We start from the raw sequence: 22,761 nt of genomic DNA on the forward strand, positions 1-22,761 counted from the left end.
TAGACGGAATGGACAGACCGAACCCCTACACTTTCCTTTTTGGGGACAGTCCCCCGGCGCTTTAGCGCAACGGGGGACTGTCCCCAATTTTCACGCCCTTCATAAAGACAGACACGCCAATTTTTTTACAGATGGTTAGATAATGCATCAGTGCTAGTAGAATGGACCCTGTATTCATTCCTATAATCACTCCGTTCATTCGCCAATCCGGCGAGGAACCAAGCCATAAGACGAGCCCAAAGGAGATGACAATTGACCAAACGATGTGTATAAAGGCATCCTTAATCAAATCAAGACCGATCATAAAGGCCTGCATTGGCATGATAAAAAAGTGAAATAAGAAATATGGCCACAGTAATTGCAAAAATACAGCCGATGTATCTGATTTAAAAAATAGCGATGTTAATTCAGGAGCAAAAAAATAAAAAATGGTTACTGCTGCGACTCCATAGATAAAAGTAAGCTTCATCACCTGTTGCAGCATTTTTTGTAGAGTAGGATAATCCTTTTGCGAATGGGTTTTTGATACGGCCGGAATCAGGACAATCATTAAAGAATGGGCAATAAAGGCCGGAAAAAATCCGATTGATACAGCTACGCCCATTAACATTCCAAATTGTTCGGTTGCCACTACATTAGACATTCCTGAGTGTACCAATGCGGCCTTGATGATAAATGGTTGAATCGCGCCAGTGAAAGCAGAAAACAAGCGAAGGCCTGTCGTAGGGACGGAAACGGCCATTAGATTCTTCCGTACCACTTTGCGATTGATGTTGGAAAAAGGCTGGCGCTTCAATTGTTGGAATTGAATAATAAACAAGTAGACTAAGTAAAGAAAAACGACAATTTCACTGCCAATCAAAGTACCAATAGCAATTAACAGTGATTCCTGTGAATCAAATTCAAACAAACGGAAGAGGATAAACAATCCACCAAGTTGGATGATTTTTCTTATAAAGTTAGAGATGGCGATTCTCCCCATCTGCTGTTTACCCATAAAATATCCTCTGGCAACGCTAGTAAACGCAATAACAGGAATAAGAATCATCACCAGCCATCGAATATAAGGATGATAGGCATTAAAGACTGGAATAAATGGAAGCACAGCCGCTGTTAACAAAAAAAGAATACTGGTAAATACAACTGTTATGGTAATCGCATGATGCAAAATATTCCGATGGTAGCGCTCTTCTCTTTCAGCAATAAACTTAGAAATGGATACCTGAAGTTCAAAACTTGATAGTAAAACGATTAAAAAGATAGAAGGCAGGATGGACATATAAAGCCCTAATCCGTGTGATCCCAGCTCTCGTGCAAGAATCATATTCACCAGCACTTCAATCCCTTCCCCTAAAAAGGCGGAAGCTGCTAAAAATAAGATTCCTCTATAGTAAATAGCCATACATCGACTCCCCTTTGACCCAATCTTACTTTTAATAACCTATGAGACAAGTTGTAAGATTAGTAGGGGAATTTTTTTCGAATGACGAAAAAAAGGGCGTATGAGCGCCCTTTTAAACTTCTGCAGAAACCATCTGTTTTCCTTCTCTTTTTTTCATAAAAAACACAATAAACATAATGACTATAAGTAAAAACACTTGAGATAAGGTGGTTTCCCAAGTTGGATAAAGTCCAATCCAATCCACAAATGGGAATCCTTCAACCGTACTGGTCGGGATCACATTAGATATTTGCAATGCATGAATACTGATGCCAAGAATTTTAAATGCCAAAAAGTATATTAGAATCGTGGCCGTTTTAAAGAAAAGTCGAATAGGAATCTTCACACTGTACTTGATAATCACAAAGCCGACAATGACTAAAATAACTATCGCTAACAAGACACCGCTAATGAGCTGCATTAAACTTATATAGGGAGTAATTCCTGTATAGAAGATAATCGTCTCTGCTCCTTCACGAAAGACGGATAGAAAACTAATGAAGGAAAACGAGAGAAGGCTACCCTTGGCGATTGCCTGATGCATTTGTTGATTGATGTACTTGTTCCAATTTCCAATACTCGATTTATTATGGAGCCAAGCCCCTACTGTCAGCATCATCACAACTGCAACCACACCGGTTAATCCCTCAATATACTCCCTGCTTGATGCAGCGACGATTTGTGAAAAGACGATGTTGATGATAATCGCTAAAACCGCACTAGCTAAAATCCCTGCAACAACCCCAGACCATATCCACTTTTGTTTTGAAGACTGGCCCATCTTTTTCAAAAAGGCAATTAGTGTGGCGACAACTAGTAATCCCTCTAATCCTTCACGTAAAAGGATGAGGGCTGCATCCCATAATGTGTAATTCGTTTTGCTTAATAATGGGGCAAGGCGGTCACTGATTTCCTTAATGATATCAGTAGCTTTTTGAGCCTTCACTTTTTCAGAATTTAACAGACTAATTGCCGTAGGGACTTTCGTCTCGATATCACTATACAACCCACTGTCCCTCGTCTGAACATCGCCTTCTACCATTGGCCATACAGTAAGAATTTCATTAAGTTTGTCACTTGCTGCCTTATAGTCCTTTTCAGCCATTTGCTTTTCTGCTTTTTCCAACAAAGCCGCTATATCAGAAAGTGAAGCCTCACCCTGGAGTTGCTTTGAAGCCTTTCCAGTTAAAAAGTTATCCACTTCTATCGTTAACTGTTCAAGGTTTTCTTTTGCTTTTTCCAGGTCAGCTGGCTCTTGTGTAATCGCAATTCGTATGAGAGCCATATATTTTTCGATATTTCCATATGCCGCAATGCTTTGATCATGAACAAGTTTTTCCGAGGCAGTCCACTGGTTCAATATTTTCTGATATTGACCTTTTAAACTAACAGTCTCTCCATTTTCAATTGAACTCTCCATCGTGCTAATGAGTGGAAGTAATTGTTTGACCTGTTCGTTTGCTTTTTCTTTATCCTGTGGATTTTGTTCCTCATCATACAAAACCACTGCACGTGAAAGAGACGAAAGGCTTTTGGCAAGTGTCTCTTTTTTCACATTTCCTTTAGCTAGTAAGCTTTGAACCTCTTTAAGCTCTTGGTCAACCTTTTTAGCCTGCTTACTATCTGCTTTCTTCATTTCCTTCCAATCAGCCGCAAATTGTTCCATATTACTAGAAACAACAGCTAGATCCCCATCCTTTGCCTTCATTAAACTGTCTCCAATCAGGACAAACAGTTCATCATGATTTTCTGCCGCTGATACGGGTTGGTAGGTTTGGAATAGGATGAAAAGTACCGTTAGTAATAATAATGGCTTAATAGTAAGTCTCTGCATTAGTCTCTCTCCTTAAAAGGAAAAACACTAGTTAAATAGTGTCTCTCCAATGAAACTTCCCTTTTTGACTCCTGGTAAACAGGCGAAAATTGCACTGCCACGGTGGGATGTATATTCATTTAATTTATCCATTTTCGCTAGTCTATTTTGAATCGGGATAAATTGTTTACTTGGCCAGCGCTGAAAACCTAAAAACAATAATCCTGCATCAAAGCTGCCTGTTTTCTTATCCATTCCATCGGAATACGAATAAGCTCTGCGAAGAATTTGCTGTGACCCATCTCCATGCGATAACCGTACATGTGAATCGGCCGGTATGGATTTTAGATCGACTTTATCAAATTCATCTTTTTTACCAAATGGGGCGCCACTCACACGATGTCTTCCAAATGTATTTTCCTGTTCCTTTAAGTTGGTTCGGTCCCAAACCTCGATAAACATCTGAATTCGTCTGACAACAAGGTAGCTTCCATCCACAAGCCAATCAGGGCCATCACCCGGCTGAACCCACAACTGCTCGTTCATGACCGTTTCATCATTTACATCAGGATTAATGGTGCCATCCTTGAAGCCAAATAAATTTCTCGGTGTTTCATTATTGGCATCTGCTTGTTTCGTACGTTGGAACCCTGTTTGTGCCCATCGTAAGGTTGCTTTTCCTCTCGCAATGCGAATGAGGTTTCTTACCGCATGGAATGCTACCTGCAAATCATCCGCACAAGCTTGAATACACAAATCCCCGCCAGTCCATTCTTCTTCTAAGGCATCTAGCGGAAATTTTGGGAGATCGACTAATTCTTTCGGCTGCTTATGTTTCAGCCCAAACCGGTCTTGATTTTCTTTTTGAAAAAGAGAAGGTCCGACGCCGAAGGTAATAGTTAAGTTTGAGGCTGATAACCCCGCTGCCTCCCCAGTATCTTGTGGCGGGAGAAATTCATTCCCTGTGAGTTCGCCGATGGCCTTGCCTTCTGTCATTAAGGCAGCTGCATTTGTCCATTCTTTAAACAGCTTAACTAATTCCTCTTTTTTCGAAGTTGTTACATCTAAGGAAACAAAATACACATGATTTTGTGTTTTTGTGGTGATCCCAGCTTGGTGTTTACCATAAAACGGTACAATCTCTTTATCTGTTCCTGCAGTTGATGCCTTGCTTTCTTGGATGGAAAGAATCCCGCCAAGACCAGAAGCACCGAGAATCACTCCTACCCCGCCGATTCCAGCTGTTTTAAGGATATCGCGTCGCGAAACCTTTTTTCCATTTAATGTCTCTAAGCTGTTAGTCGTATTCGTTGTCAATTAAGACGCCTCCGTTACCATTCCTATTTGAGATAGCGGTTCTGCAAGTGCATCGATGGCTTGACTCAGTTCCTTCACTTGCGCCTCTGTTAATTCCGTATAAAGTTTATAGCCTTCACCGTTTTTATGCTGACTCAGTAAAGCATATACATCATCAAATCGAGCTTGAATTTCTTTAGAGACTTCCTCATTTTTTTCCTTTAAGACTGGTTGAAGAAGCTTGTAAATTTTTTCTGCTCCCTCTACGTTCGCAGCAAAATCATATAGATCCGTATGAGAGTAACGGTCTTCTTCTCCAGTTACTTTTGAAGTCGATACCTCGTTTAATAAATCGACCGCTCCGGTAATTAACAGGTCAGGTGTCACCTCTACGGTATCTACCTTCGCACGTAATAGATTAACGTCTTTCATTAGTTGATCGGCGATTTGCTCATACCCTTTTGTAGTGTTGTCGATCCATAGACCTTTTTCAAGTTTATGGTAGCCGCCCCATTCCGCTTCCGGTACGTCCCCTTCACGTGCATCAATTTTAGGATCGAGATCACCGAATACCTCTGCGATTGGTTCTGCCCGTTCGTAGTGCATCCGCGCTGGTGCATAAAGTTGTTTCGCTTTCTCCACTTCTCCATTTTTAACAGCAGTTGTAAAAGTTTCTGTTGCCTTAACAAACTCCTCAATTTCACCGATCGCGTATTCACGGTACTCTTTTGATACCCCTTCAAGAGCCGCCGAAGCTTGAGTCTTTGTTTCTTTGACTTTTTCCGTTGTTGAAGTCTTCTCTGTATTTGAGCATCCGAATAGAAGACTGCTAGATAATAATAACGTTCCTGATATTTTTAGTAGTTTCATATGTAAAAACCCTCCTGGTAAATGATAATGATTTTCATTATTAATATAATAACAGTAATTGAGAAGAATTTTCAATTACTTTTTTAATTAATTTAGCGCTGTTAACTTGCCTGTTGATTTCCGCACCAGGCACTTCGCTTTCCGTGGGTGTTTCGGCGAGCCTCCTCGGCGCTTGCGCCTGCGGGGTCTCCCCTGAACCATACTCCCACAGGAGTCTTCGTGCCTTCCGCTCCAATCAACAGGGTGTAAAATATCAACACTGTTCTGTAACACAGTCAATTAAATAAAAAAAACTATCCTGTTTTATGGATAGTTTCTCGGTTTTATTTGATTAAAGAATGCTTAAACGCATAGATTACTGCTTGGGTTCGGTCTTGTACATTTAGCTTACTTAGGATGTTGCTGACATGGGTTTTGACGGTCTTTAATGCGATGAACAATTCATCTGCAATATCCTGGTTGGCTTTTCCCTCTGCCATTAGTAGCAGGATTTCTAATTCCCGGCTGGTCAGATCTTCGTGTGGCAGATGATTATGTTTCTGGCGCATCTTCACCATCATTTTTCCCGTCACTTCCGGCTCAAGTACGGATTGACCATGGTATGTAGCACGAACAGCATTGGCAATTTCACCAGCTTTAGAAGTCTTCAGCATATAGCTGGTTGCTCCTGCCTCCAGGGCTGGGTACACCTTCTCATCATCTAAGAAGCTTGTAACAATAATAACCTTTGCTTCCGGCCATTGTTCGACGATTTGCCTTGTTGCCTCAATCCCATCCATTTCCTTCATAACCAAATCCATTAAAATGATATCCGGTCGCAGTTCGAGAGCAAGCTCGACCCCTTTTTTCCCATCATCTGCTTCACCTACCACTTCAATGTCAGGTTGCGCGGATAAATAAGAGGAAACCCCGATTCTCACCATTTCATGATCATCAACAAACACGACTCTAATCATTCGCACCATCTCCATTTATCATCACTGGAATTTTCACTTCCAGCCTTGTTCCTTTATTTTTGACACTAATGACTTTTAAGGTACCGCCAACCTCTAGTGCCCGTTCATGCATATTTTGCATCCCGTAAGAACCGGCTTTCATCTCGTTTACTTCAAAACCAATTCCATCATCAACAATCCTAAGAATAGCAAAATCATCTCGTTTGACCATCAGCACCTCTAAGCTGCTTGCTTTCGAGTGTCTCAAGGTGTTTGAGATTGATTCCTGCAGAATCCGGAAGAGATGATCTTCGACACCTTTATCTAATGGAAAATCTTCTACTTTCCAATTAATATCCATTGTTACCTTTTGAGATAATTCGACTAACAGCTCTTCCATTCCTTCCTGCAGCGTTTTATTCTTTAAGGCAACGGGACGCAAATGAAGAAGGAGCGCACGCATTTCAAGCTGGGATTGATGAATCATCTCTTCCACCAATTTCAACTGCTTTGCTTCGCGCTCATTTTCAGACTCTTGTTTTGTTTCATTAATGGCGGACATCATCATTGATGCGGCAAAAAGTTGCTGACTGACTGAATCATGTAATTCACGTGCAAGACGGTTTCGTTCCTGCTCAATAATTTCTTGAATCCTTGCTTCCTGATCTTCTACTTTTTCAGTAGCTAAACGTTGGGACAACTTCACTTGCTCTGACATTTGTTTACCAATTTTATCAATCCGCTCGGCAATGGTTTGCATTTCTGCAATGGCAGGCTTACCTTCTGCCTCCGCTGCTCTTCCCTGCTCCAATTGATGAAGGGAATGATCAATAGCAAGAAACTGTTTCCGCCAAAATAAACCAGAAACCCCACCCAAGAGAATCCCAATGACAATGCTGAAAGCAGGAATAAAAATAACAAATGGAATATCCATGAAATGCCGTTTCCACAATTCAGACCAGCTGTTTAATGGAAACACAATGGTGAAAATTGCTGCAACAATAAGGGCCATGAGGAACGAGCAAGCGACACTCCAGACGATCTGGCGCTGGGTTGTACTCATATCCGGCTCACCTCTAAATTCCCAACAATAAGTGAGGTAAAGATTTTCACCTTTTGCTCTGACTCCTCATAACCAGGAGTTTTCAATTGAAAAACTTGATTAAAAATCTTAGGTTCATGGTTTCCAAACACTGCTGTTGAACCTACCACACAGGAGTGGTTAATACATACATCTATTTCATATGGAACATGGATGTGAATATTACCGATAACGTTTCGGATGAAAATTACTGTTTCCCCTTTTGGCAGCATCGTGTAACTGAGGTCAATAACGGTATCCCCTATTCCGGTCTGGATGTTAACATCCTTCCATTCGTACACGCCTACTGGTGTCTTTTGCTGACCCAACAACACATTTTCAAACAACGGCTCAACTTTAATAACCGTCTCTTCCTGGGCAGTTGTTTCTTGAGTCTGAATATCTAATGGAATCTTCTTTGGATTCTTCTTTGATTGTAAGTATTGGATAAAAAAGTGTAGTAATATCGCTAATAATAAGAAGCGAAAGGTCATCATATTAAAGACACTTATAACAAAGATAATAATTCCAGCAATGAAAAGGATCTTACCAGACTTACGGCCAGCCTTTTTCCTGCTAATATAAATCAGTCCACCTGCGATAATAAGGGAGAAAATGAGCCCTTTATTGAAAAATAAAATCTCCAATAGCAAAATGACTATACCGATGAATACAAGCCATCCTAAGTAATCATTTTTTTTATTTTTAATCATCGGCTCACCCTCCCTTTTTACCTTATGTATTTATTAATTGTTCATGGGATAAAAGGCGTAGAAACCTACGCCTTCTTTAGAATACCATATTTGTTATTATATGGACTTGCTTTCTTCTAATTTCATTTCTTTTTCTAGTTGAGCAATTCTTGCATCAATGGTATTGCGGTAGTAAGAGCTGTTGACTTGATGCTCTAACCGATCGAGATAGTTCTCGATGTCTTTGAATTTTGAAAAAGCCGCATCGGAATACGTATTTGAATCAAGCACTTTGTTGATTTGGAGATTGGCGCGAGTGACGTTTTCACGTCCCATCAATTCCATTCTGCGAAGGTGCATATCTTTAAGCTTGTGCTTCATTTCTTCATACTTTCTTTCTAACTCCCCAAGCTGGCCATTTACCTGTTCGAGTGAGGCGCTTAGACGGCTGGCCCGTTCAGCATATTGTTGATGTTCTGCAGCAGCGAATTGATACAGCTCCGATTCTCCCGCTTTTGAAGCAACTTCTGCTTGGTGCTTTCTTTTTTCTGCTAATTCCAACGCTTGATGATATTCTCTTGTAAATTCATCCTTCAGAGTATTTTGGCGTTCTAACAGTTTTCTTACCTTTTCTGTTTCTTGCTCGGATTGGCGAAGGTATTGATTCAGTAAGGCAATTGGGTTTTGATTTTCCTTTTTGTCTAAAGCCTCGTGTAAATCAGCAGTAATCGTGTTTTTAATTCTTGTGAATAAGTTTGTCATTGTTATTCTCTCCTTTAAATATTAATAATTTTTTAATTCGTTCCACTGTTTTTCAAAATTGACGAATGGATCTGCTTCTTCTTTTTTCATACTGTGCTTTTTCTCGTTCCATTTTTTATAAACGAGGTAAAGGACATAGGCTGCGCCTACTCCAATGATGGCAGGTGCATTGTGAAGGGAAGCCACTAGGACGATGAGACCGATGATTCCAAGTCCAATTTTCCCTCCAGTGGATTCAGCCTTTAAAAATTGTTTGAATATGAAGTAGAGAAGCACCAAGCTAACAAGTAACCCCACCATTGGACCGATTGTTGAAAGTAAGATGATAGCTGCTATCCCTCCAGCTACCAGTAAACCGAATTTCTTCATTTTGTTTCACTCCTTTTCTTTTCTTGATTTCATCTTACCTTTTTTCTTTTGTTCTCATAATTGCGCCTGAGCTTGATTTTTATATCAGTCTCAAGATGTAGAAAGGGTCAGCCCCTTAAGCAAAATGCTTAAAAAACTGACCCTTTTTTTGATATTTTGAAACTTATTTTGAGATAAACATTTGCACCCAATAGTAGCCGTAGGAGCCGCCTTTAGCATAGCCTACGCCGATACGGGTGTTTGAGCTCAGGATGTTAGCACGGTGTCCTGAACTGTTCATCCAAGACTGGACCACTGATGCAGGTGTCGTTTGACCGGCAGCAATATTTTCAGCAGCCGAACGATAGGAAATACCAAAGTTCTTCATCATATCAAATGGGCTTCCATAGGTTGGGCTCGTATGGCTGAAATAGTTTTTATCGCGCATATCGTTTGCCTTATAGCGAGCAACCCTTGATAGCTCCCAATCTGCTGTCATTGCCGGCTTTCCATTTTTGGCACGCTCTTGATTGGTTAATTGAATGACTTGATTTTCTACACTCTTAATCGCATCAAAGTTAGGGATGGTCACCTTTTGACCGGGATAGATTAGGTTAGGATTTTTAAACTGCGGGTTGGCCGCAATTAACTCTGAGATTCCAACCTGATACCTAACAGCGATTTTCCACAGCGAGTCTCCTGGCTGAACAGTGTAATATTGCTGAGCAAATGAAACGCTAGGAATACAGAAAAGAGATAGTAAGAACAACAAACTAATCCAAAAAGATTTTTTCATTTTTTCGCCTCCTCCGAATATATATTTTTGATTTCAGGCTCAAAATATACAAGGAACTGAAAAAATATCTTTTTGCCTGTTACAAATTGATTTTTGGAGGATGGAGATTTGAGGGAAATTTCATGGATGACCTATATTATGTTAATTTTAGCGAGCTACCGCTTAACACATTTAATTGTCTTTGATAAGATTACCGAATTTATTCGCAGACCGTTTGTCAAAAAGGTGAAGGTAGAAACGCAGGATGGTACGGAAACAAAGGAAGTTCCCACTTCTATGTTTGGTTATCTATTGAAATGTTATTGGTGTGCGGGCGTTTGGAGTGCCATTTTACTTGCCGGCGCCTATTTGCTTTTTCCAAGAGTGGCCTTTGTGATTATTTTAATCTTTTCTATTGCCGGCGGTCAGTCTATTATTGAAACTTTCGTCGGTGTTAATATTAAAAAGGTTGATTACTATTCACACTTAAAGGACAAGGACTAAATAAAAGCTTTGAAACATTGGTAAAATTAATCCCCCCTTAGCATATATTTTAGAAAAGTGGCTGACTTAAAAGGATTACGATTCCTTTGCACCTAAGACAGCTTCAATAAAAAAGGGGGATTTTCAATGGCTATTTGGTGGGTCACAACCATCGGTTTAGTCCTGTGTCTTGGTTTTGTAGGTGGTACACTCTTTCATTTCCTACGAGGAGCGCTTGATTCAGAGGATTCTACCCGAATCGATAAAATTAACTCCGATGAGGAGCCCCTTTAGATTTGACCTGTATTCAGCTATGTATTAAGGAATTCTTTATAATCATTTGAACTCATACACTGTTTTTCGGACCCTGAGTAACTCTCAGGGTTCTTTTTACGTTCTAGAAAAATAAATTTTGCGTTTACTACATGATTTTTTTAGTTTAGGAAAAATTATACATGTGATTATTACGACCTGGAGGAATACATATGAGTTCATCTGAAAATACACCAAAGTTCCCGAAAACCTTTTGGCGCGAAATAGATTTTTCCTCGTATCCAAAACTAACTGAAGACCTCTCAGTAGATGTAGCAATTGTAGGTGCCGGAATCACCGGTGTTACAGCAGCCTATTTATTATCCAAAGAAGGAGTAAAAGTTGCCCTTATCGAGGCAGGTAGTGTCTTAAATGGAACCACCGGCCACACTACCGCTAAATTAACAGCGCAGCATGGTCTGATTTATGATGAATTAATCAATCATTTTGGTAAAGAAAAGGCTAGACTTTATTTTGAATCACAGATGGATGCCATTCAATTTGTCGAAAGTACGGTACAGGAAAAAGGAATTGACTGTGATTTTAGCAAGGAAGATGCCTATATTTATTCAGTGACAGACGAGTATTCAGAAAAACTGAAAACTGAATGGGAAGCTTATAAAAGTCTGGGCATTGATGGTGCTTTAAAAGACTCTATTCCCTTTAATATTCAAACAACAGCAGCCCTAATGATGAGCAATCAAGCCCAGTATCACCCACTCAAATTTCTAAAAGCTTTGCTAGAAGAAGCGGTAACGGCAGGCTGCATGGTATATGAGAACACAACGGCTGAGGATATCGAGGACGATTATGCCGAACCTAAGGTGGTAACGAAGGATGGGCAAAGAGTAAGCTGTAAACAAGTCATCATTGCCTCTCATTTTCCTTTTTATGATAAGCCTGGGCTTTATTTTGCTAGGATGTATGCAGACCGTTCGTATGCCATTGGCCTGAAGACAGACAAAGAATATCCTGGTGGGATGTATATCAGTGCAGACAGTCCAACCCGTTCGATTCGGTATACACCTTATAACGGGGAGAAATTATTAATCATCGGTGGGGAAAACCACAAAACAGGGCAGGGTGTCGATACATTAAAGCATTATGAAGCACTGGAAGCATTCGCTGAAGAGGTATTTGGGATGAAGGAATATGAATATCGATGGTCTGCTCAGGATTTAGTGACGCTTGATAAGCTGCCATATATCGGGGAAATCACATCTGGACGTGAACATATATTAGTAGCTACTGGTTATAAAAAGTGGGGTATGACGACGGGAATTCTTGCCGGTCATTTATTAACTGATTATGTCATGCAACGAGGCAATCCTTACCAAGAGCTGTACTCCCCTTCCCGCTTTCAGGCGGATCCAGATTTATCGAGTGCCCTGACTACGAATGCTGATGTTGCCAAGCATCTCTTGAAGGGTAAGCTTGAAATTGTTGAGAAGGTTACGGATGATCTTCAAGATGGTGAAGGCGCGGTTGTTATGTATAAAGGAAAAAGAGCAGGCGCCTATAAGGATAAGAACGGTAAGCTTTATATTGTGGATACCACTTGTACTCATTTAGGGTGTGAATGTGAATGGAATCATGCTGAAAAATCATGGGATTGCCCATGCCATGGTTCACGGTTCTCGTATGCGGGCGATGTAATCGAAGGCCCAGCAAGAAAATCATTGGATCTGCTTGAAAAAGGATGATTTGTTGGCTCCATAGAGTGGAGTATGTTGCTATTTGTTTGGATGAAGGACATTATCATTGTGCTCGCGCTTGGTTTTGTCTTTCATGAGCTTGATGAAAGACATTTTTCATGTGTCCGTGCCAGTTTTTGTCCTTCATCCCCTTGATGAAAGACATTTTCCATGTGTCCGTGCTTAGTTTTGTCCTTCATCCCCTTGATGAAAGACATTTTTCATGTGTCCGTGCTTAGTTTTGTCCTTCATCCCCTTGATGAAAGACATTTTTCATGTGTCCGCTCTTGGTTTTGTCCTTCATCCCCTTGATGAAAGACATTTTTCATGTGTCCGTGCCTGGTTTTGTCCTTCATCCCCTTGATGAAAGACATTTTTCATGTGTCCGTGACTGGTCTTGTCCTTCATATCCATGGCTCCTCCCCAGGGCCTTAAGGGAGTAAAACAAAAAATGCACACATGATTTCACGAAAGATGAAATCATGTGTGCATAATAAATCCTTTTTATTTACTATTCGGACGGTTGTGTTTGATCGCTTCGCCGGTTGTAAATTCAACAAGCTCCTCGCTCATGACCATTGGCTTTTTGCGATTATTATTACGTTGTGCATTCTGATTTCCCAGTTTCTGTCTACCCACACTTACCAGCTCCTTTTCGAGAAATAAGAAATACAATGATAGTATGGGTGAAAACAAATCAGCTTATTCTTATTTAAGGACAGGGGCTTTTCTACATTTTGTCATCTGTTCATAAGCATAAGCTACTTCAATTAACAGTGGCTCACTATACGCCGTTCCTGCAAACGTAATGCCTACAGGTTCTCCTGCAGCTGTAAATCCTGCAGGAACAGCGATAGATGGGTATCCCGCTTTTGCACTAATATGTGACCCTTCTTCACCAGGGAAAATGATGACATCCAGCTCATATTTTTCTAAAGCATAATCAATCCCTTGCTTCGTCGAATGATAAAGATCAAATTCCAATGCTTCGAAATAAGCAGCCTCTGTCAGCGTACCACTCGTGCTTTCTGATTCAAGCAATACCTCTTGCCCAAACTTAAGCATTTTTTCCTCATCCTTCTGATTAAATTCAATCAGATCGGCTAGCGATCGAATACCAACAGAAGGGTGCAACTGATTTAAATATGCATTTAAATCTGGCTTAAACTCATAGGTTAACACATCATACTTCCACTTCTCTTTTACAGAAGGAATTTCAATATTATCAACAATGTCTGCTCCTGATGCTTTCAACGCTTCTACAGCTGAAGCCACAATCGCTTGCTTCTCTTTACTTAAAAGCTCCATGAATCCATCGAGTGCAATACCGATTCTTTTACCTTTAAGTCCTTCTTTTAAAAGAAATTCCGTAAAGTCAAAGTGATTGAACGGATTTGTTATCGTAATAGGATCCTGTTCATCCTTTCCACACAAAGCATTTAGCAGAATAGCTGCATCATGCACCGTCCTAGCCATCGGTCCAGCGGTGTCCTGTGTATGCGCAATCGGAATAATCCCTCTTCTGCTAATTAATCCTACCGTTGGCTTGATTCCTACAAGAGAGTTTTGACAGGATGGGTTCAAGATTGAACCGGAGGTCTCTGTACCTACTGCAGCAGCTGCAAAATTGGCCGCTATTGCAGCTCCTGAACCAGCACTCGAGCCACCGACATCAAAGGTCCCAGGTCCATATGGATTGAGTACCTGACCGCCTCGAGAACTATAGCCGCTTGTCATTCCATTTGCCATGAAATTAGCCCACTCGGTCATATTAGTTTTTCCAAGAATGACTGCTCCTGCTTTTCGTAACTGCTCTGCGACAAAGGAATCCTTTAAAGCAATCGAATCCTTTAAAGCATGAGATCCCGCACTTGTATGCATTTTGTCGTGAGTATCAATATTATCTTTTATTAAAATTGGGATTCCATGCAATTGGCTGCGAGGGCCTTTTTCCCTTCTCTCCGCATCTAACGCTTCTGCAATATGTAAGGCATCCGGATTAATTTCAAGGATAGAATGAAGCTTTTGATCATAAAGCGAAATTCTATGTAAGTACATGAGTACCAGTTCTTTTGATGTAAGCTCACCGCTATCCAATTTCTCTTGGATATCAGAGATGGTTACTTCCTCAAGCCACTCATCATGCATTTGTTTTAATTTTACGTTTTCCATTGTCTTCCCTCCAATTCTTTTACAATTCAAGATAAATAGTCTAAATCCTTTTTCTGAGGCAAAAAAAGCAGTGGAATCCTCCACTGCTTTTTTGGGGACAGTCCCCCGGCGCTTTAGCGCAGTGGGGGACTGTCCCCATTTTGTTTATCTTTTTTGTTTTTGAACTCGTTGATTTTCTTCAGAAATTTGGCCTTGATAAAATACTCTCTTTTGAAGCGAAACATTTAGCTCACGACAATAGCGTTTTAATTCTCTTTCTTCTCTTTCTGTAACAAGAGAAATGACCGTTCCATTTGCACCCATTCTTCCTGTTCTACCTGCTCTATGTACATATTGAGCAATGTTTTTTGGTGAATCAATCTGAACAACATGGGTTACTCCCTGAATATCAAGTCCTCTTGCTGCCACATCCGTCGCAATAAGCATCTTCATTTTACCATCACGGAACGATTTTAAAGCCGCCTGACGCTCCAGTTTCTTCATGTCACTATGAAGAATGCCGATGGAAAGATCTTTAAAAAGTAATTTTTCTTTAAACACTTGAATCTCACCAATATCATTAATAAACGCAAGGGATTTGCTGTTCTCCAAGCGGACAATCTTTTCAAGTAGCTTGATTTTATCTCTTGGTTCACATAGAAAATAAATATGTTCTACTTCTCCAGAAGAAGCTATTTCATCCTTTTCAATGCGAAGAACCTCTTGATCATTTGTAAGATCCTTTGCTAATTTTTCTGTTGCTGCTTTCATTGTCGCAGAGAATAGAACCACTTGACGGTCATTCATCGTTGATTTAACAATGTTTTGGACTGTGTTTAAATGTTCTGGAATGAGCAACTGATCGCCTTCGTCAAGGACAACCAATTTCACTTCGTGCATTTTCACCTTTTTCTGTTTAATTAATTCATGCAGACGGCCAGGTGTAGCAAAAATGACTTGGGGGCGCTTTTTTAATTTTTCAAGCTGTCGTTTCACGTTTGCCCCGCCAATAATGGATGTGCCCCTGATTCCGCTTCCCTCTGACCATTTTTGAAATTCCTGATATACCTGCATGACTAGTTCTTGTGAAGAGGCTAGTACAACAGCTTGTAGACCTTGCACGTCAGTATCAATTTTATCTAACAGTGGAAGTAAATAAGCAAGTGTTTTACCTGTTCCTGTTGGTGACTCAGCGATTAAATCTTTGCCTTCCAAAATCAGTGGGATTGCCGTTTCTTGGATCGAAGTCGGAGTTTGAAACCCTGATTTTTCCCATGCTTCCTGTAAAAAAGGCTTTAACGTATTTAACATATTGTACTCCTTTATAAAAAAATCATTTTTCTTATTATTAGTATTTGTATATCTTATTGATACTATCGTAATTACCGTGGAGTGTCTAGATTCAAAGATATAGATTAAAATGAAGTATTAATATAGAGGATCATCCATGCAGCATGAACCACTAGGACGGAAAAATATAAAATACAGGTAGATATCAAGAGAGTCTTCGTCCAGCCCTTTAATGGCCGTAAATAGAACAAACCCAGCAATAGCAGTGGAAGAGATATTTTAATCAAATAAAAATAAGACCAGCTTTTATGAATAACAACCTTCATCACTGGATTTCCTTCCGTAACAAATCCAGAAACAATCCCAAAATGAGTTAAAACAGCATCTAGCAGCCCAGCGATCAGCAGGAATATACAAAATCTCATTGGCTCCCCCTTTAAATCAAAATTAGATTAGTAACCAGTTTATCTACTTATACTTATGCTAATACATTCATAATCAAATGTTCTTATTAACGAACAGTCAAACGGAATAATAGGGCTGCTCCTATAGCAACCCCAATCTCGAGAATTAAAATCAATTGACATATCGTCCACTTTCAGGCCTGCCAATCTCACTAAAATGTTCAACTAAGTAATGAAGACTTTCTTCCAATTCTTCACCACTCATTGGCAAACCATGTCCGGTTACAGCAACCTGAGGCTTTAGCGCCTCTAGCTTCTTTACCGATTCATAAGCAGCATCCCAATCGGTCGTATAGTATTTGGGCGGTCCACTAATTTCTTTTGTCTGTGTCATTACCTTATAAAGTGACTCCTGTTTGACCGTAACAAACGCATCACCGGCAATTAGCGTCCGATCTTGTTCACGGAATAGTGAAACATGGCCAGGTGTATGGCCAGGTGTATGTATCCATTGCCAATTAGGCATAAATGGCACAGATCCATCTGATGGAAGTGCGTTTACGAGTGAACTAATATTGATCCCATGATTAGGGAACATGGGTGATAACTTGGCTACCAAACCACTGTCCACACTTGGATCTCCAGGAGGATAATCCTTCTGTCCAGTTAAATACGGAAGTTCCTCTTCGTGGGCATAAACAGGGACATTCCAGTCTTCTAATAAGGCAGCAATCGAACCAACATGATCAAAATGGCCATGTGTTAAGATAATCGCTTTGGGAATTGCATGCTCACCAAATCTTTCTTGGACCATTCCCTTTATTTCTTCTGCTGAATTAGGCATACCTGCATCAACCAGTACAAATTCATTTGTCTTATTTGGGTTTCCCACCAGAATCAGATTGACAATCTGGTCCGTATAACTAAAGACATCTGGGAGAACAGCTATACCCACGCCATTGCCAATGGATGACATCGGTAGAAACGTTTTCTCAAATTTACTATCTTTTTCGATTTCCAAATGTATTCCTCCCTTTTTGCCTAGTATTAATCTGGGAGGAAAAATTATTACGGTATCTATTTTTTTAATGTCATTCCCTTCTAATTATATATCATAACGCACTTTTTGTTCGTTATAAAAAATGTTTTTTGGAACTTTTCTGTTGATTTCTGCTCCAGGCGCGAGCGGTTCGTGGGCGTTTCGGCGAGCCTCCTCGACGCTTGCGCCTGCGGGGTCTCCCCTGAACCGTACTCCCACAGGAGTCTTCGCGCCTTCCACTCCAATCAACAGTGTATAGTATCAACAATGTTCTTTAACACAGCCATAAAAAAAGAAACTGTTTTCAATGAACAGTTCCTTTAATCAAATGAACGTAATGTTAATTTATGAATGGTCTGGTTGATTTCATCTATTTGGATATGATTTTCATTAAATTTTATTTGGACTTTTCCGGTTCCTGACAGGATCTTTACTTGTTCCACACCGGTGGTCTTTTCGATTCTCCTTTTTATTTTCCCCATACACCCTGTACACGCAACATCATTTAAAGCTAATTCAATCATACTCATTTTTCAAGCCCCTCTCATCTGTGAAATAGATTCCATAAACGACTGACCAAACATAATACATTGTTGTTTTTCTGAGTCATTTGGAGCTAAATCGATTTTCAAACCATCCTGTACGACGTCTGCGCCGAGTTCCTTTAGCTTAGCAATTAACAAATCTACAGCCCCACCTCGATGCTCATAAGAGGAGTCACAGGAACCGAATGCAGCGGCTTTTTTTCCTGCTATATTTATTAGATCCATTTCATCATAAAAATCTAGAAATTCGTCTGGTAACTCTCCATTCCCCCAAGTATATGCACCTAAAAGGATACCGTCATATTTGTGAAGATCTGTCACATCTGCCTCTAAAATATCCTTTATTTCCACTGATCCTCCGGCCTTTCGAATACCCTCCGCAATCCATTCCGCTAATTCTTCTGTATTGCCTGTCATACTGGCATAAACCATTAAACAAGCTTGCATGAACTACTCACCTCTTGTTTTTCTTTTATTATATTGATAATAATTCTCAATAACATTGACCTAAATCAAGAAACAATCATTTTGCAAAATTAGGTTAAGCTCCTACTAAGATTGATTGATACAAATCACTACATCTTCTCTAAAAAGTAGCTATGATGAACCTATAGAATGAAAACGGTCATATAGGAGTTGAATGAAGGATGGGCTGTGAACATTGCTGCACACATGATTCTTCGTGTCTTACAACTGTTCCTGTTTTTAAGGGATTGAAGGAAGAGGATCTTATACTATTACAAAAAGTCACCAAGAGCCGTCAGTTTGTAAAAGGAGAGTTTATCTTTCATGAAGGGGAGAGTTCAGAAACATTATTTGTCATCAATGAAGGGTTAATTAAACTAACGAAAATGTCCGCTGAAGGAAAAGAGCAAATTGTTAGGTTGTTATTTCCTGGAGACTTCTTTGGTTTATCTTCCTTACTCCGAAAGGATAGACATAATGTAAATGCTGAAGCGGTAGGAAATACGGTTATATGCTCGATTGAGAAGAAGGATTTTTTAAAGACGATGGAGACGAACGCTGATTTAACCTATCGATTCTTATTAGCTTTAAGTGATCGTTTGTATCAAGCAGATGAATCGGTTGGATTATTAAGCTTGATGGAAGTAGAGCAACGGCTCGCAAGGGTTCTTATTCTTTTTCATGAAAAAATGAACGCAGGTCATGATGCCTTTACCCTGCCTATTTCAAAAAAGGACTTAGCCAGCTATATAGGAACAACTCCAGAATCAGTAAGCAGAAAGCTTTTATCATTCGTGTCAAAAAAATGGATCAATATGAATGGACGCAGACAGATACAGCTTCTAGAGTTGGACCAACTAAAAATGATTGCTGGAATGGACTAAAGCTCAGATAATTTAACTGCCATGAGCCGGAAATGCATGGGTTCAAGTTCATTAACGATCACATTCATTCCTAACGATTGAATGCTACCAATTAACGGCTCGCCTCGATGTGGCAAATGAATTTCAAAGATCGTACCAACAGGTGCTGATTTAATAAAATTTAATATTTCTCGTCGTGGATGCTCCCCCTTTGCAATTCTTTCCCGAACATCCATGACTGCTTTTTTATCTACGATTTGAAACATATTTTTCTACTCCCCTTTATTAACTATTGGGTTAAGTTTATCACCTCTATTTGCGAAAATAATTGATTTACATCAAGCAAAACCGACTCTAATTTCGACAGGTTTGTGAACTTTACGAGCAAATTGATATAAGAATATGAAAATGGTGATAGAATGACAACAGTTAAATAATATAACGGAGTTGAAAATGATGTTTAATAAGATATCTTTAATAACTGCTCTGTTGTTTTTTCTATTAGGAACGAATGTGTTTGCCCATTCCCATTTAGAAGATTCCTCTCCTAAAGATGGCGCAGTGCTTACGGAATCATTGAAAGAAATTACGCTTACGTTTGAAACAAATTTGGAACCGACAAGTACATTAACATTGGCGGATGCAAACCGTGCTACTATTGCTCTACCAGTTGAAATTAAAGGCGACCAGTTAGTGGGTGTTTTGCCTGAGGATCTTGCAAACGGATCTTATTCTATTCACTGGAAGATTATTGGGACAGATGGACATCCACTTGAAGGAGACCTTTCTTTTACTGTACAATTGCCTGAGACAAGTAGCTCAACAGCCCAAGTTAGTAGTGCGGATTCAGCAACTGAAAAAGATGAGCAAACATCAACTGAAGAGGCTAAACTTACAGACACCGCATCCTCATCTAAGTCGACTGATGGGAAAGAACAGGCTGCTTCTGTACCGACAACAGCTAGTCCTGCTGAGCCATCTTTCAAGGATTATGTCATCCCGTTTTCTGTTGCCTTCATTATTATTGTTGGCTTAGGGAGCTATTGGTTAATTTTTAGAAGGAAGCATGCATAAATGTTAATTTTGAATGTACTTAGCGAAGCATTGCTATATTTATGTTTTTCCTTGTTGCTCGGAAGTTTTATTATCAATCTTGTACCCGAAAACTACCGTCCTGAGATAAAGGTCTCAAAAGCGGTTATCCTGGGGGCAGTTCTTGGAATTGCCCTATTTTCCTTTGTGCCTGTGCTAAGAATTATTCTATATTTATCTGATGGCGGGTTGGGTTTAGGTAGTACACTGCAATCGGTATTAACTAACTTTGAATCAGGTAAATCCTGGATTAAAACAGGAATTCTTTCGATCATATTGTTTATATTTCTTCTCCCGATTAAGGTGGAGCGAAAACCTTACCTGTCTATCACTGGTTTAATCCTGACACTTGCATTGATTGGAACCATCGGCTTATCTAGTCACGCCAGTTCACTATCTAAATGGCCTGGTTTCTATACTCACACCGCTCACTTCTTAGCTGTTAGCACTTGGATTGGCGTTTTGATGATGGTCAGCTGGTTCTCAAAAAATCATGACAATTGGCTAAAGTTTTTAACATGGTTTACTCCGCTGGCTGCGATTTGCTTTCTTATTACAATCATTACTGGGATTTCCTTAATGACCTTTGTGATGGATGTAAAGGACTATGCTAACACATGGCCATTATCATACGGGCAAGCCCTCTTGGTTAAACATTTAACGATCGTACCGTTACTCGTATTTGCTTTTATTAACAGTGTACTTGTTCGGAAAAAGATGGCCAGTGATTCAACCTTTAACCCCCTTTCATGGGCCAAGCTTGAGAGTGTAATTGTATTACTACTTTTTGCTGTTACTGGGGCACTAGGACAGCAATCACCACCGCATGATCTATTCATTACACTCAAAACAGAGGGTGTCTCGTCGCTTTTTAGCTTTTTTCATTCGAGTGAGGTTGTTTTTCCATTACACGTAACACTTGGTCTCGGATCCGTAAGTTTGTTACTAGTAGCCATCTTTTTTCTCATATTAATGTTCATTATTTTTGTAAAAAGAGCTCCAAAGAGTCTAACCATTTTGATGAGCGTCTTATTTATTTTCACGGCTTATGTAGCATTGATGTTAAGTATAAAATAAACAATGAACTTGAACATAGCCAGATAAAAAGACGAAGCATGAGCATAACGGGTTCCGTTTGCTATCGCAAACATTAAAAGTGTAATGCAAAATGACCTGCAAATTGTATCCCAATTTGCAGGTCATTTTTGGTTGATATGAAGGGATTTGGGTTATAATTTTTAGTGAATTTGTAGTACAACTTGTATATGAAAATGTAGGGTACAATAGCCAGTGTACCCCTACAAATTGCCCTACATTTTTGCATACAAATAGCTCCAGTTTAAGCTGAGCTATTGATGGCATTGAAAAATAGGCGGAAAGATTCCGGCTAAATCAGGAAATTCACATATTTCCCTATAAATAGGCGGATTTTTTCCTGCTATACTATGCATTTCCATGATTTTAAGGCTTTTTAGGTTACTTAGGCGGAAAATCTCCGCCTATTTCACTTTCAAACCACTACTTTTTCAAAATAAGCGGAATTCCTCCGATTAAACGAGAACACCTGCCAAAATAAATTAACAGAGAAAAAATAAAAAGACACCGCAAAATACGGTGCAATTAGTTATACATTTTTCTATTCAATTTTGAGTTTTGCGATAGGGAACGGAATCCGTTAGCATGAGCATGCTTCTTCTTTTTCATTATCTAGTTTTTACGAAGGATTGCACGGACTGGACTTCCGTCTCCCTCTACTAATGGCAATGGCAAAGCGATAAGTTCATAATCTCCTGGTTCAATTTCATCGAGGAGGAGTGATTCCAGGATGTGAATTCCGTGTTGATTTAAACTATGATGGGCAAGCAGCTCTTTGCTGTCGATGGGATCGACTGACGGGACATCCAAACCAATAAGCCTAATCCCTTTCTCCGCTAAAAATGAAGCCAAATCCTGCTCAATATGGGGAATCTTCTCTGGGAATAGGTTGGAATTTTTCCAGGCAAGAGTTTTAAATATGATTCTCGTGACTCCATCAAGATTAATGTCTTTTACATCGGCTGCTCCAATGCTATCTTTCCCTGTCATGTCAACAACTCTTGCAGGCCCTATGTATAGATTTAGATCCAATTCTATGATTCTTTTTCCATTGTTATCAAAATGAAACGGAGCATCGACATGTGTGCCAGTATGGGTACTTAATTCAAGTCTGCCCACATTAACGGATCCGCTTTCCTCCATTGGCCAGGATACCTCATATTGAAAAGAAGTATCCCCAGGCCAAACCGGCATCCCCTTTTCCAACTTCCTAGAAATATCGTAAATCCTCATGAAATTCACTCCTTCAATTTCCAATGATATTTATTCACATTATTTCATATAGCACCAACGTTTTTCTATTGTTATTTTCAAC

Annotated in this window: 25 protein-coding genes; 6 read left to right on the forward strand and 19 right to left on the reverse strand. The window is 39.8% G+C overall.

Annotated features, from left to right (window positions below; translation table 11 throughout):
- Window positions 1-61 precede the first annotated feature (61 nt).
- From AC3A54_RS22875 to safA, 10 genes are all read right to left on the reverse strand, one after another.
- Window positions 62-1,402: a polysaccharide biosynthesis protein gene (locus AC3A54_RS22875; RefSeq protein ID WP_487656329.1), complete on the reverse strand. Its 1,341-nt coding sequence runs from the start codon at window positions 1,400-1,402 to the stop codon at window positions 62-64.
- A 112-nt stretch (window positions 1,403-1,514) separates the two neighbouring features.
- Complete coding sequence (locus AC3A54_RS22880) at window positions 1,515-3,275, reverse strand: FTR1 family protein (RefSeq protein WP_487656330.1); 1,761 nt, start codon at window positions 3,273-3,275, stop codon at window positions 1,515-1,517.
- Window positions 3,276-3,302: 27 nt separating this feature from the next.
- Window positions 3,303-4,571, reverse strand: a complete 1,269-nt coding sequence (gene efeB, locus AC3A54_RS22885; protein WP_487656331.1) for an iron uptake transporter deferrochelatase/peroxidase subunit — start codon at window positions 4,569-4,571, stop codon at window positions 3,303-3,305.
- On the reverse strand, window positions 4,572-5,420 hold the full coding sequence (gene efeO, locus AC3A54_RS22890; protein ID WP_487656332.1) for an iron uptake system protein EfeO: 849 nt from the start codon (window positions 5,418-5,420) through the stop codon (window positions 4,572-4,574).
- 323 nt (window positions 5,421-5,743) lie between these two features.
- Window positions 5,744-6,376 carry a response regulator transcription factor gene (locus tag AC3A54_RS22895; protein WP_487656333.1) on the reverse strand — a complete coding sequence of 211 codons (633 nt, stop codon included), beginning with the start codon at window positions 6,374-6,376 and terminating at the stop codon, window positions 5,744-5,746.
- Complete coding sequence (locus tag AC3A54_RS22900) at window positions 6,369-7,418, reverse strand: sensor histidine kinase (protein ID WP_335547285.1); 1,050 nt, start codon at window positions 7,416-7,418, stop codon at window positions 6,369-6,371. The genes AC3A54_RS22895 and AC3A54_RS22900 overlap by 8 nt, the downstream gene beginning before the upstream one ends.
- On the reverse strand, window positions 7,415-8,149 hold the full coding sequence (gene liaF, locus AC3A54_RS22905; RefSeq protein WP_335547287.1) for a cell wall-active antibiotics response protein LiaF: 735 nt from the start codon (window positions 8,147-8,149) through the stop codon (window positions 7,415-7,417). Before liaF ends, AC3A54_RS22900 begins: the two co-directional genes overlap by 4 nt.
- A gap of 96 nt (window positions 8,150-8,245) precedes the next feature.
- Window positions 8,246-8,890, reverse strand: a complete 645-nt coding sequence (locus AC3A54_RS22910; protein WP_487656334.1) for a PspA/IM30 family protein — start codon at window positions 8,888-8,890, stop codon at window positions 8,246-8,248.
- A gap of 21 nt (window positions 8,891-8,911) precedes the next feature.
- Window positions 8,912-9,259, reverse strand: a complete 348-nt coding sequence (locus AC3A54_RS22915; protein ID WP_487656335.1) for a lmo0954 family membrane protein — start codon at window positions 9,257-9,259, stop codon at window positions 8,912-8,914.
- A gap of 163 nt (window positions 9,260-9,422) precedes the next feature.
- Window positions 9,423-10,034 carry a SafA/ExsA family spore coat assembly protein gene (gene safA / locus AC3A54_RS22920; RefSeq protein ID WP_335530391.1) on the reverse strand — a complete coding sequence of 204 codons (612 nt, stop codon included), beginning with the start codon at window positions 10,032-10,034 and terminating at the stop codon, window positions 9,423-9,425.
- A 108-nt stretch (window positions 10,035-10,142) separates the two neighbouring features.
- Between safA and AC3A54_RS22925 the strand changes: the two genes are divergently transcribed.
- The 3 genes from AC3A54_RS22925 to AC3A54_RS22935 all read left to right on the forward strand — a co-directional run bounded on the left by AC3A54_RS22925 (window position 10,143) and on the right by AC3A54_RS22935 (window position 12,511).
- The gene (locus AC3A54_RS22925; protein WP_308080903.1) at window positions 10,143-10,517 is read left to right on the forward strand and encodes a DUF1360 domain-containing protein; all 375 of its coding nucleotides are present in this window, start codon (window positions 10,143-10,145) and stop codon (window positions 10,515-10,517) included.
- 126 nt (window positions 10,518-10,643) lie between these two features.
- On the forward strand, window positions 10,644-10,790 hold the full coding sequence (locus tag AC3A54_RS22930) for a hypothetical protein (protein WP_309866673.1): 147 nt from the start codon (window positions 10,644-10,646) through the stop codon (window positions 10,788-10,790).
- A 191-nt stretch (window positions 10,791-10,981) separates the two neighbouring features.
- Entirely contained in the window at window positions 10,982-12,511 is a 1,530-nt protein-coding gene (locus tag AC3A54_RS22935; RefSeq protein WP_487656336.1) for an FAD-dependent oxidoreductase, read from the forward strand.
- 495 nt (window positions 12,512-13,006) lie between these two features.
- On the opposite strand, the gene AC3A54_RS22940 is transcribed toward AC3A54_RS22935, so the two are convergent.
- From AC3A54_RS22940 to AC3A54_RS22970, 7 genes are all read right to left on the reverse strand, one after another.
- The gene (locus AC3A54_RS22940) at window positions 13,007-13,141 is read right to left on the reverse strand and encodes a hypothetical protein (protein WP_307289961.1); all 135 of its coding nucleotides are present in this window, start codon (window positions 13,139-13,141) and stop codon (window positions 13,007-13,009) included.
- A 69-nt stretch (window positions 13,142-13,210) separates the two neighbouring features.
- On the reverse strand, window positions 13,211-14,674 hold the full coding sequence (locus tag AC3A54_RS22945) for an amidase family protein (RefSeq protein WP_487656337.1): 1,464 nt from the start codon (window positions 14,672-14,674) through the stop codon (window positions 13,211-13,213).
- 144 nt (window positions 14,675-14,818) lie between these two features.
- Window positions 14,819-15,964 carry a DEAD/DEAH box helicase gene (locus AC3A54_RS22950; RefSeq protein WP_487656338.1) on the reverse strand — a complete coding sequence of 382 codons (1,146 nt, stop codon included), beginning with the start codon at window positions 15,962-15,964 and terminating at the stop codon, window positions 14,819-14,821.
- 104 nt (window positions 15,965-16,068) lie between these two features.
- Window positions 16,069-16,368 (reverse strand): DUF5658 family protein, encoded by a 300-nt coding sequence (locus AC3A54_RS22955; RefSeq protein WP_487656339.1) that lies wholly within the window; start codon window positions 16,366-16,368, stop codon window positions 16,069-16,071.
- A gap of 151 nt (window positions 16,369-16,519) precedes the next feature.
- On the reverse strand, window positions 16,520-17,323 hold the full coding sequence (locus tag AC3A54_RS22960) for an MBL fold metallo-hydrolase (RefSeq protein ID WP_487656361.1): 804 nt from the start codon (window positions 17,321-17,323) through the stop codon (window positions 16,520-16,522).
- Window positions 17,324-17,706: 383 nt separating this feature from the next.
- Window positions 17,707-17,916, reverse strand: a complete 210-nt coding sequence (locus AC3A54_RS22965; protein WP_335530379.1) for a heavy-metal-associated domain-containing protein — start codon at window positions 17,914-17,916, stop codon at window positions 17,707-17,709.
- 3 nt (window positions 17,917-17,919) lie between these two features.
- A complete protein-coding gene (locus AC3A54_RS22970; protein ID WP_487656340.1) occupies window positions 17,920-18,378 on the reverse strand; it encodes a flavodoxin in 459 nt (152 codons plus the stop codon).
- Window positions 18,379-18,578: 200 nt separating this feature from the next.
- Between AC3A54_RS22970 and AC3A54_RS22975 the strand changes: the two genes are divergently transcribed.
- Window positions 18,579-19,280: a Crp/Fnr family transcriptional regulator gene (locus AC3A54_RS22975; RefSeq protein ID WP_487656341.1), complete on the forward strand. Its 702-nt coding sequence runs from the start codon at window positions 18,579-18,581 to the stop codon at window positions 19,278-19,280.
- Here the strand turns inward: AC3A54_RS22975 and AC3A54_RS22980 are convergent.
- Window positions 19,277-19,525 (reverse strand): amino acid decarboxylase, encoded by a 249-nt coding sequence (locus AC3A54_RS22980; protein ID WP_335530373.1) that lies wholly within the window; start codon window positions 19,523-19,525, stop codon window positions 19,277-19,279. The two genes, AC3A54_RS22975 and AC3A54_RS22980, sit on opposite strands and share 4 nt — an antisense overlap.
- Window positions 19,526-19,712: 187 nt before the next feature.
- Here AC3A54_RS22980 and AC3A54_RS22985 point away from each other — a divergent pair, with 187 nt between their 5' ends.
- The gene (locus tag AC3A54_RS22985) at window positions 19,713-20,333 is read left to right on the forward strand and encodes a copper resistance CopC family protein (protein WP_487656342.1); all 621 of its coding nucleotides are present in this window, start codon (window positions 19,713-19,715) and stop codon (window positions 20,331-20,333) included.
- A complete protein-coding gene (locus AC3A54_RS22990; protein WP_487656343.1) occupies window positions 20,334-21,428 on the forward strand; it encodes a copper resistance D family protein in 1,095 nt (364 codons plus the stop codon).
- Between the two features lie 630 nt (window positions 21,429-22,058).
- Here AC3A54_RS22990 and kynB read toward each other — a convergent pair.
- A complete protein-coding gene (gene kynB / locus AC3A54_RS22995; RefSeq protein ID WP_487656344.1) occupies window positions 22,059-22,679 on the reverse strand; it encodes an arylformamidase in 621 nt (206 codons plus the stop codon).
- Between the last annotated feature and the right edge of the window lie 82 nt (window positions 22,680-22,761).

Source organism: Neobacillus sp. Soil_C_43 (genome assembly GCF_057656715.1).

Coding starts and splice junctions, on each gene's coding strand:
- AC3A54_RS22875 (WP_487656329.1), bottom strand. CDS start 1,402: ATGGCTATTTACTATAGAGGAATCTTATTTTTAGCAGCTTCCGCCTTT.
- AC3A54_RS22880 (WP_487656330.1), bottom strand. CDS start 3,275: ATGCAGAGACTTACTATTAAGCCATTATTATTACTAACGGTACTTTTC.
- efeO (WP_487656332.1), bottom strand. CDS start 5,420: ATGAAACTACTAAAAATATCAGGAACGTTATTATTATCTAGCAGTCTT.
- AC3A54_RS22895 (WP_487656333.1), bottom strand. CDS start 6,376: ATGATTAGAGTCGTGTTTGTTGATGATCATGAAATGGTGAGAATCGGG.
- AC3A54_RS22900 (WP_335547285.1), bottom strand. CDS start 7,418: ATGAGTACAACCCAGCGCCAGATCGTCTGGAGTGTCGCTTGCTCGTTC.
- liaF (WP_335547287.1), bottom strand. CDS start 8,149: ATGATTAAAAATAAAAAAAATGATTACTTAGGATGGCTTGTATTCATC.
- AC3A54_RS22910 (WP_487656334.1), bottom strand. CDS start 8,890: ATGACAAACTTATTCACAAGAATTAAAAACACGATTACTGCTGATTTA.
- AC3A54_RS22915 (WP_487656335.1), bottom strand. CDS start 9,259: ATGAAGAAATTCGGTTTACTGGTAGCTGGAGGGATAGCAGCTATCATC.
- safA (WP_335530391.1), bottom strand. CDS start 10,034: ATGAAAAAATCTTTTTGGATTAGTTTGTTGTTCTTACTATCTCTTTTC.
- AC3A54_RS22930 (WP_309866673.1), top strand. CDS start 10,644: ATGGCTATTTGGTGGGTCACAACCATCGGTTTAGTCCTGTGTCTTGGT.
- AC3A54_RS22935 (WP_487656336.1), top strand. CDS start 10,982: ATGAGTTCATCTGAAAATACACCAAAGTTCCCGAAAACCTTTTGGCGC.
- AC3A54_RS22945 (WP_487656337.1), bottom strand. CDS start 14,674: ATGGAAAACGTAAAATTAAAACAAATGCATGATGAGTGGCTTGAGGAA.
- AC3A54_RS22950 (WP_487656338.1), bottom strand. CDS start 15,964: ATGTTAAATACGTTAAAGCCTTTTTTACAGGAAGCATGGGAAAAATCA.
- AC3A54_RS22955 (WP_487656339.1), bottom strand. CDS start 16,368: ATGAGATTTTGTATATTCCTGCTGATCGCTGGGCTGCTAGATGCTGTT.
- AC3A54_RS22960 (WP_487656361.1), bottom strand. CDS start 17,323: ATGTCATCCATTGGCAATGGCGTGGGTATAGCTGTTCTCCCAGATGTC.
- AC3A54_RS22965 (WP_335530379.1), bottom strand. CDS start 17,916: ATGAGTATGATTGAATTAGCTTTAAATGATGTTGCGTGTACAGGGTGT.
- AC3A54_RS22970 (WP_487656340.1), bottom strand. CDS start 18,378: ATGCAAGCTTGTTTAATGGTTTATGCCAGTATGACAGGCAATACAGAA.
- AC3A54_RS22975 (WP_487656341.1), top strand. CDS start 18,579: ATGGGCTGTGAACATTGCTGCACACATGATTCTTCGTGTCTTACAACT.
- AC3A54_RS22980 (WP_335530373.1), bottom strand. CDS start 19,525: ATGTTTCAAATCGTAGATAAAAAAGCAGTCATGGATGTTCGGGAAAGA.
- AC3A54_RS22985 (WP_487656342.1), top strand. CDS start 19,713: ATGATGTTTAATAAGATATCTTTAATAACTGCTCTGTTGTTTTTTCTA.
- AC3A54_RS22990 (WP_487656343.1), top strand. CDS start 20,334: ATGTTAATTTTGAATGTACTTAGCGAAGCATTGCTATATTTATGTTTT.
- kynB (WP_487656344.1), bottom strand. CDS start 22,679: ATGAGGATTTACGATATTTCTAGGAAGTTGGAAAAGGGGATGCCGGTT.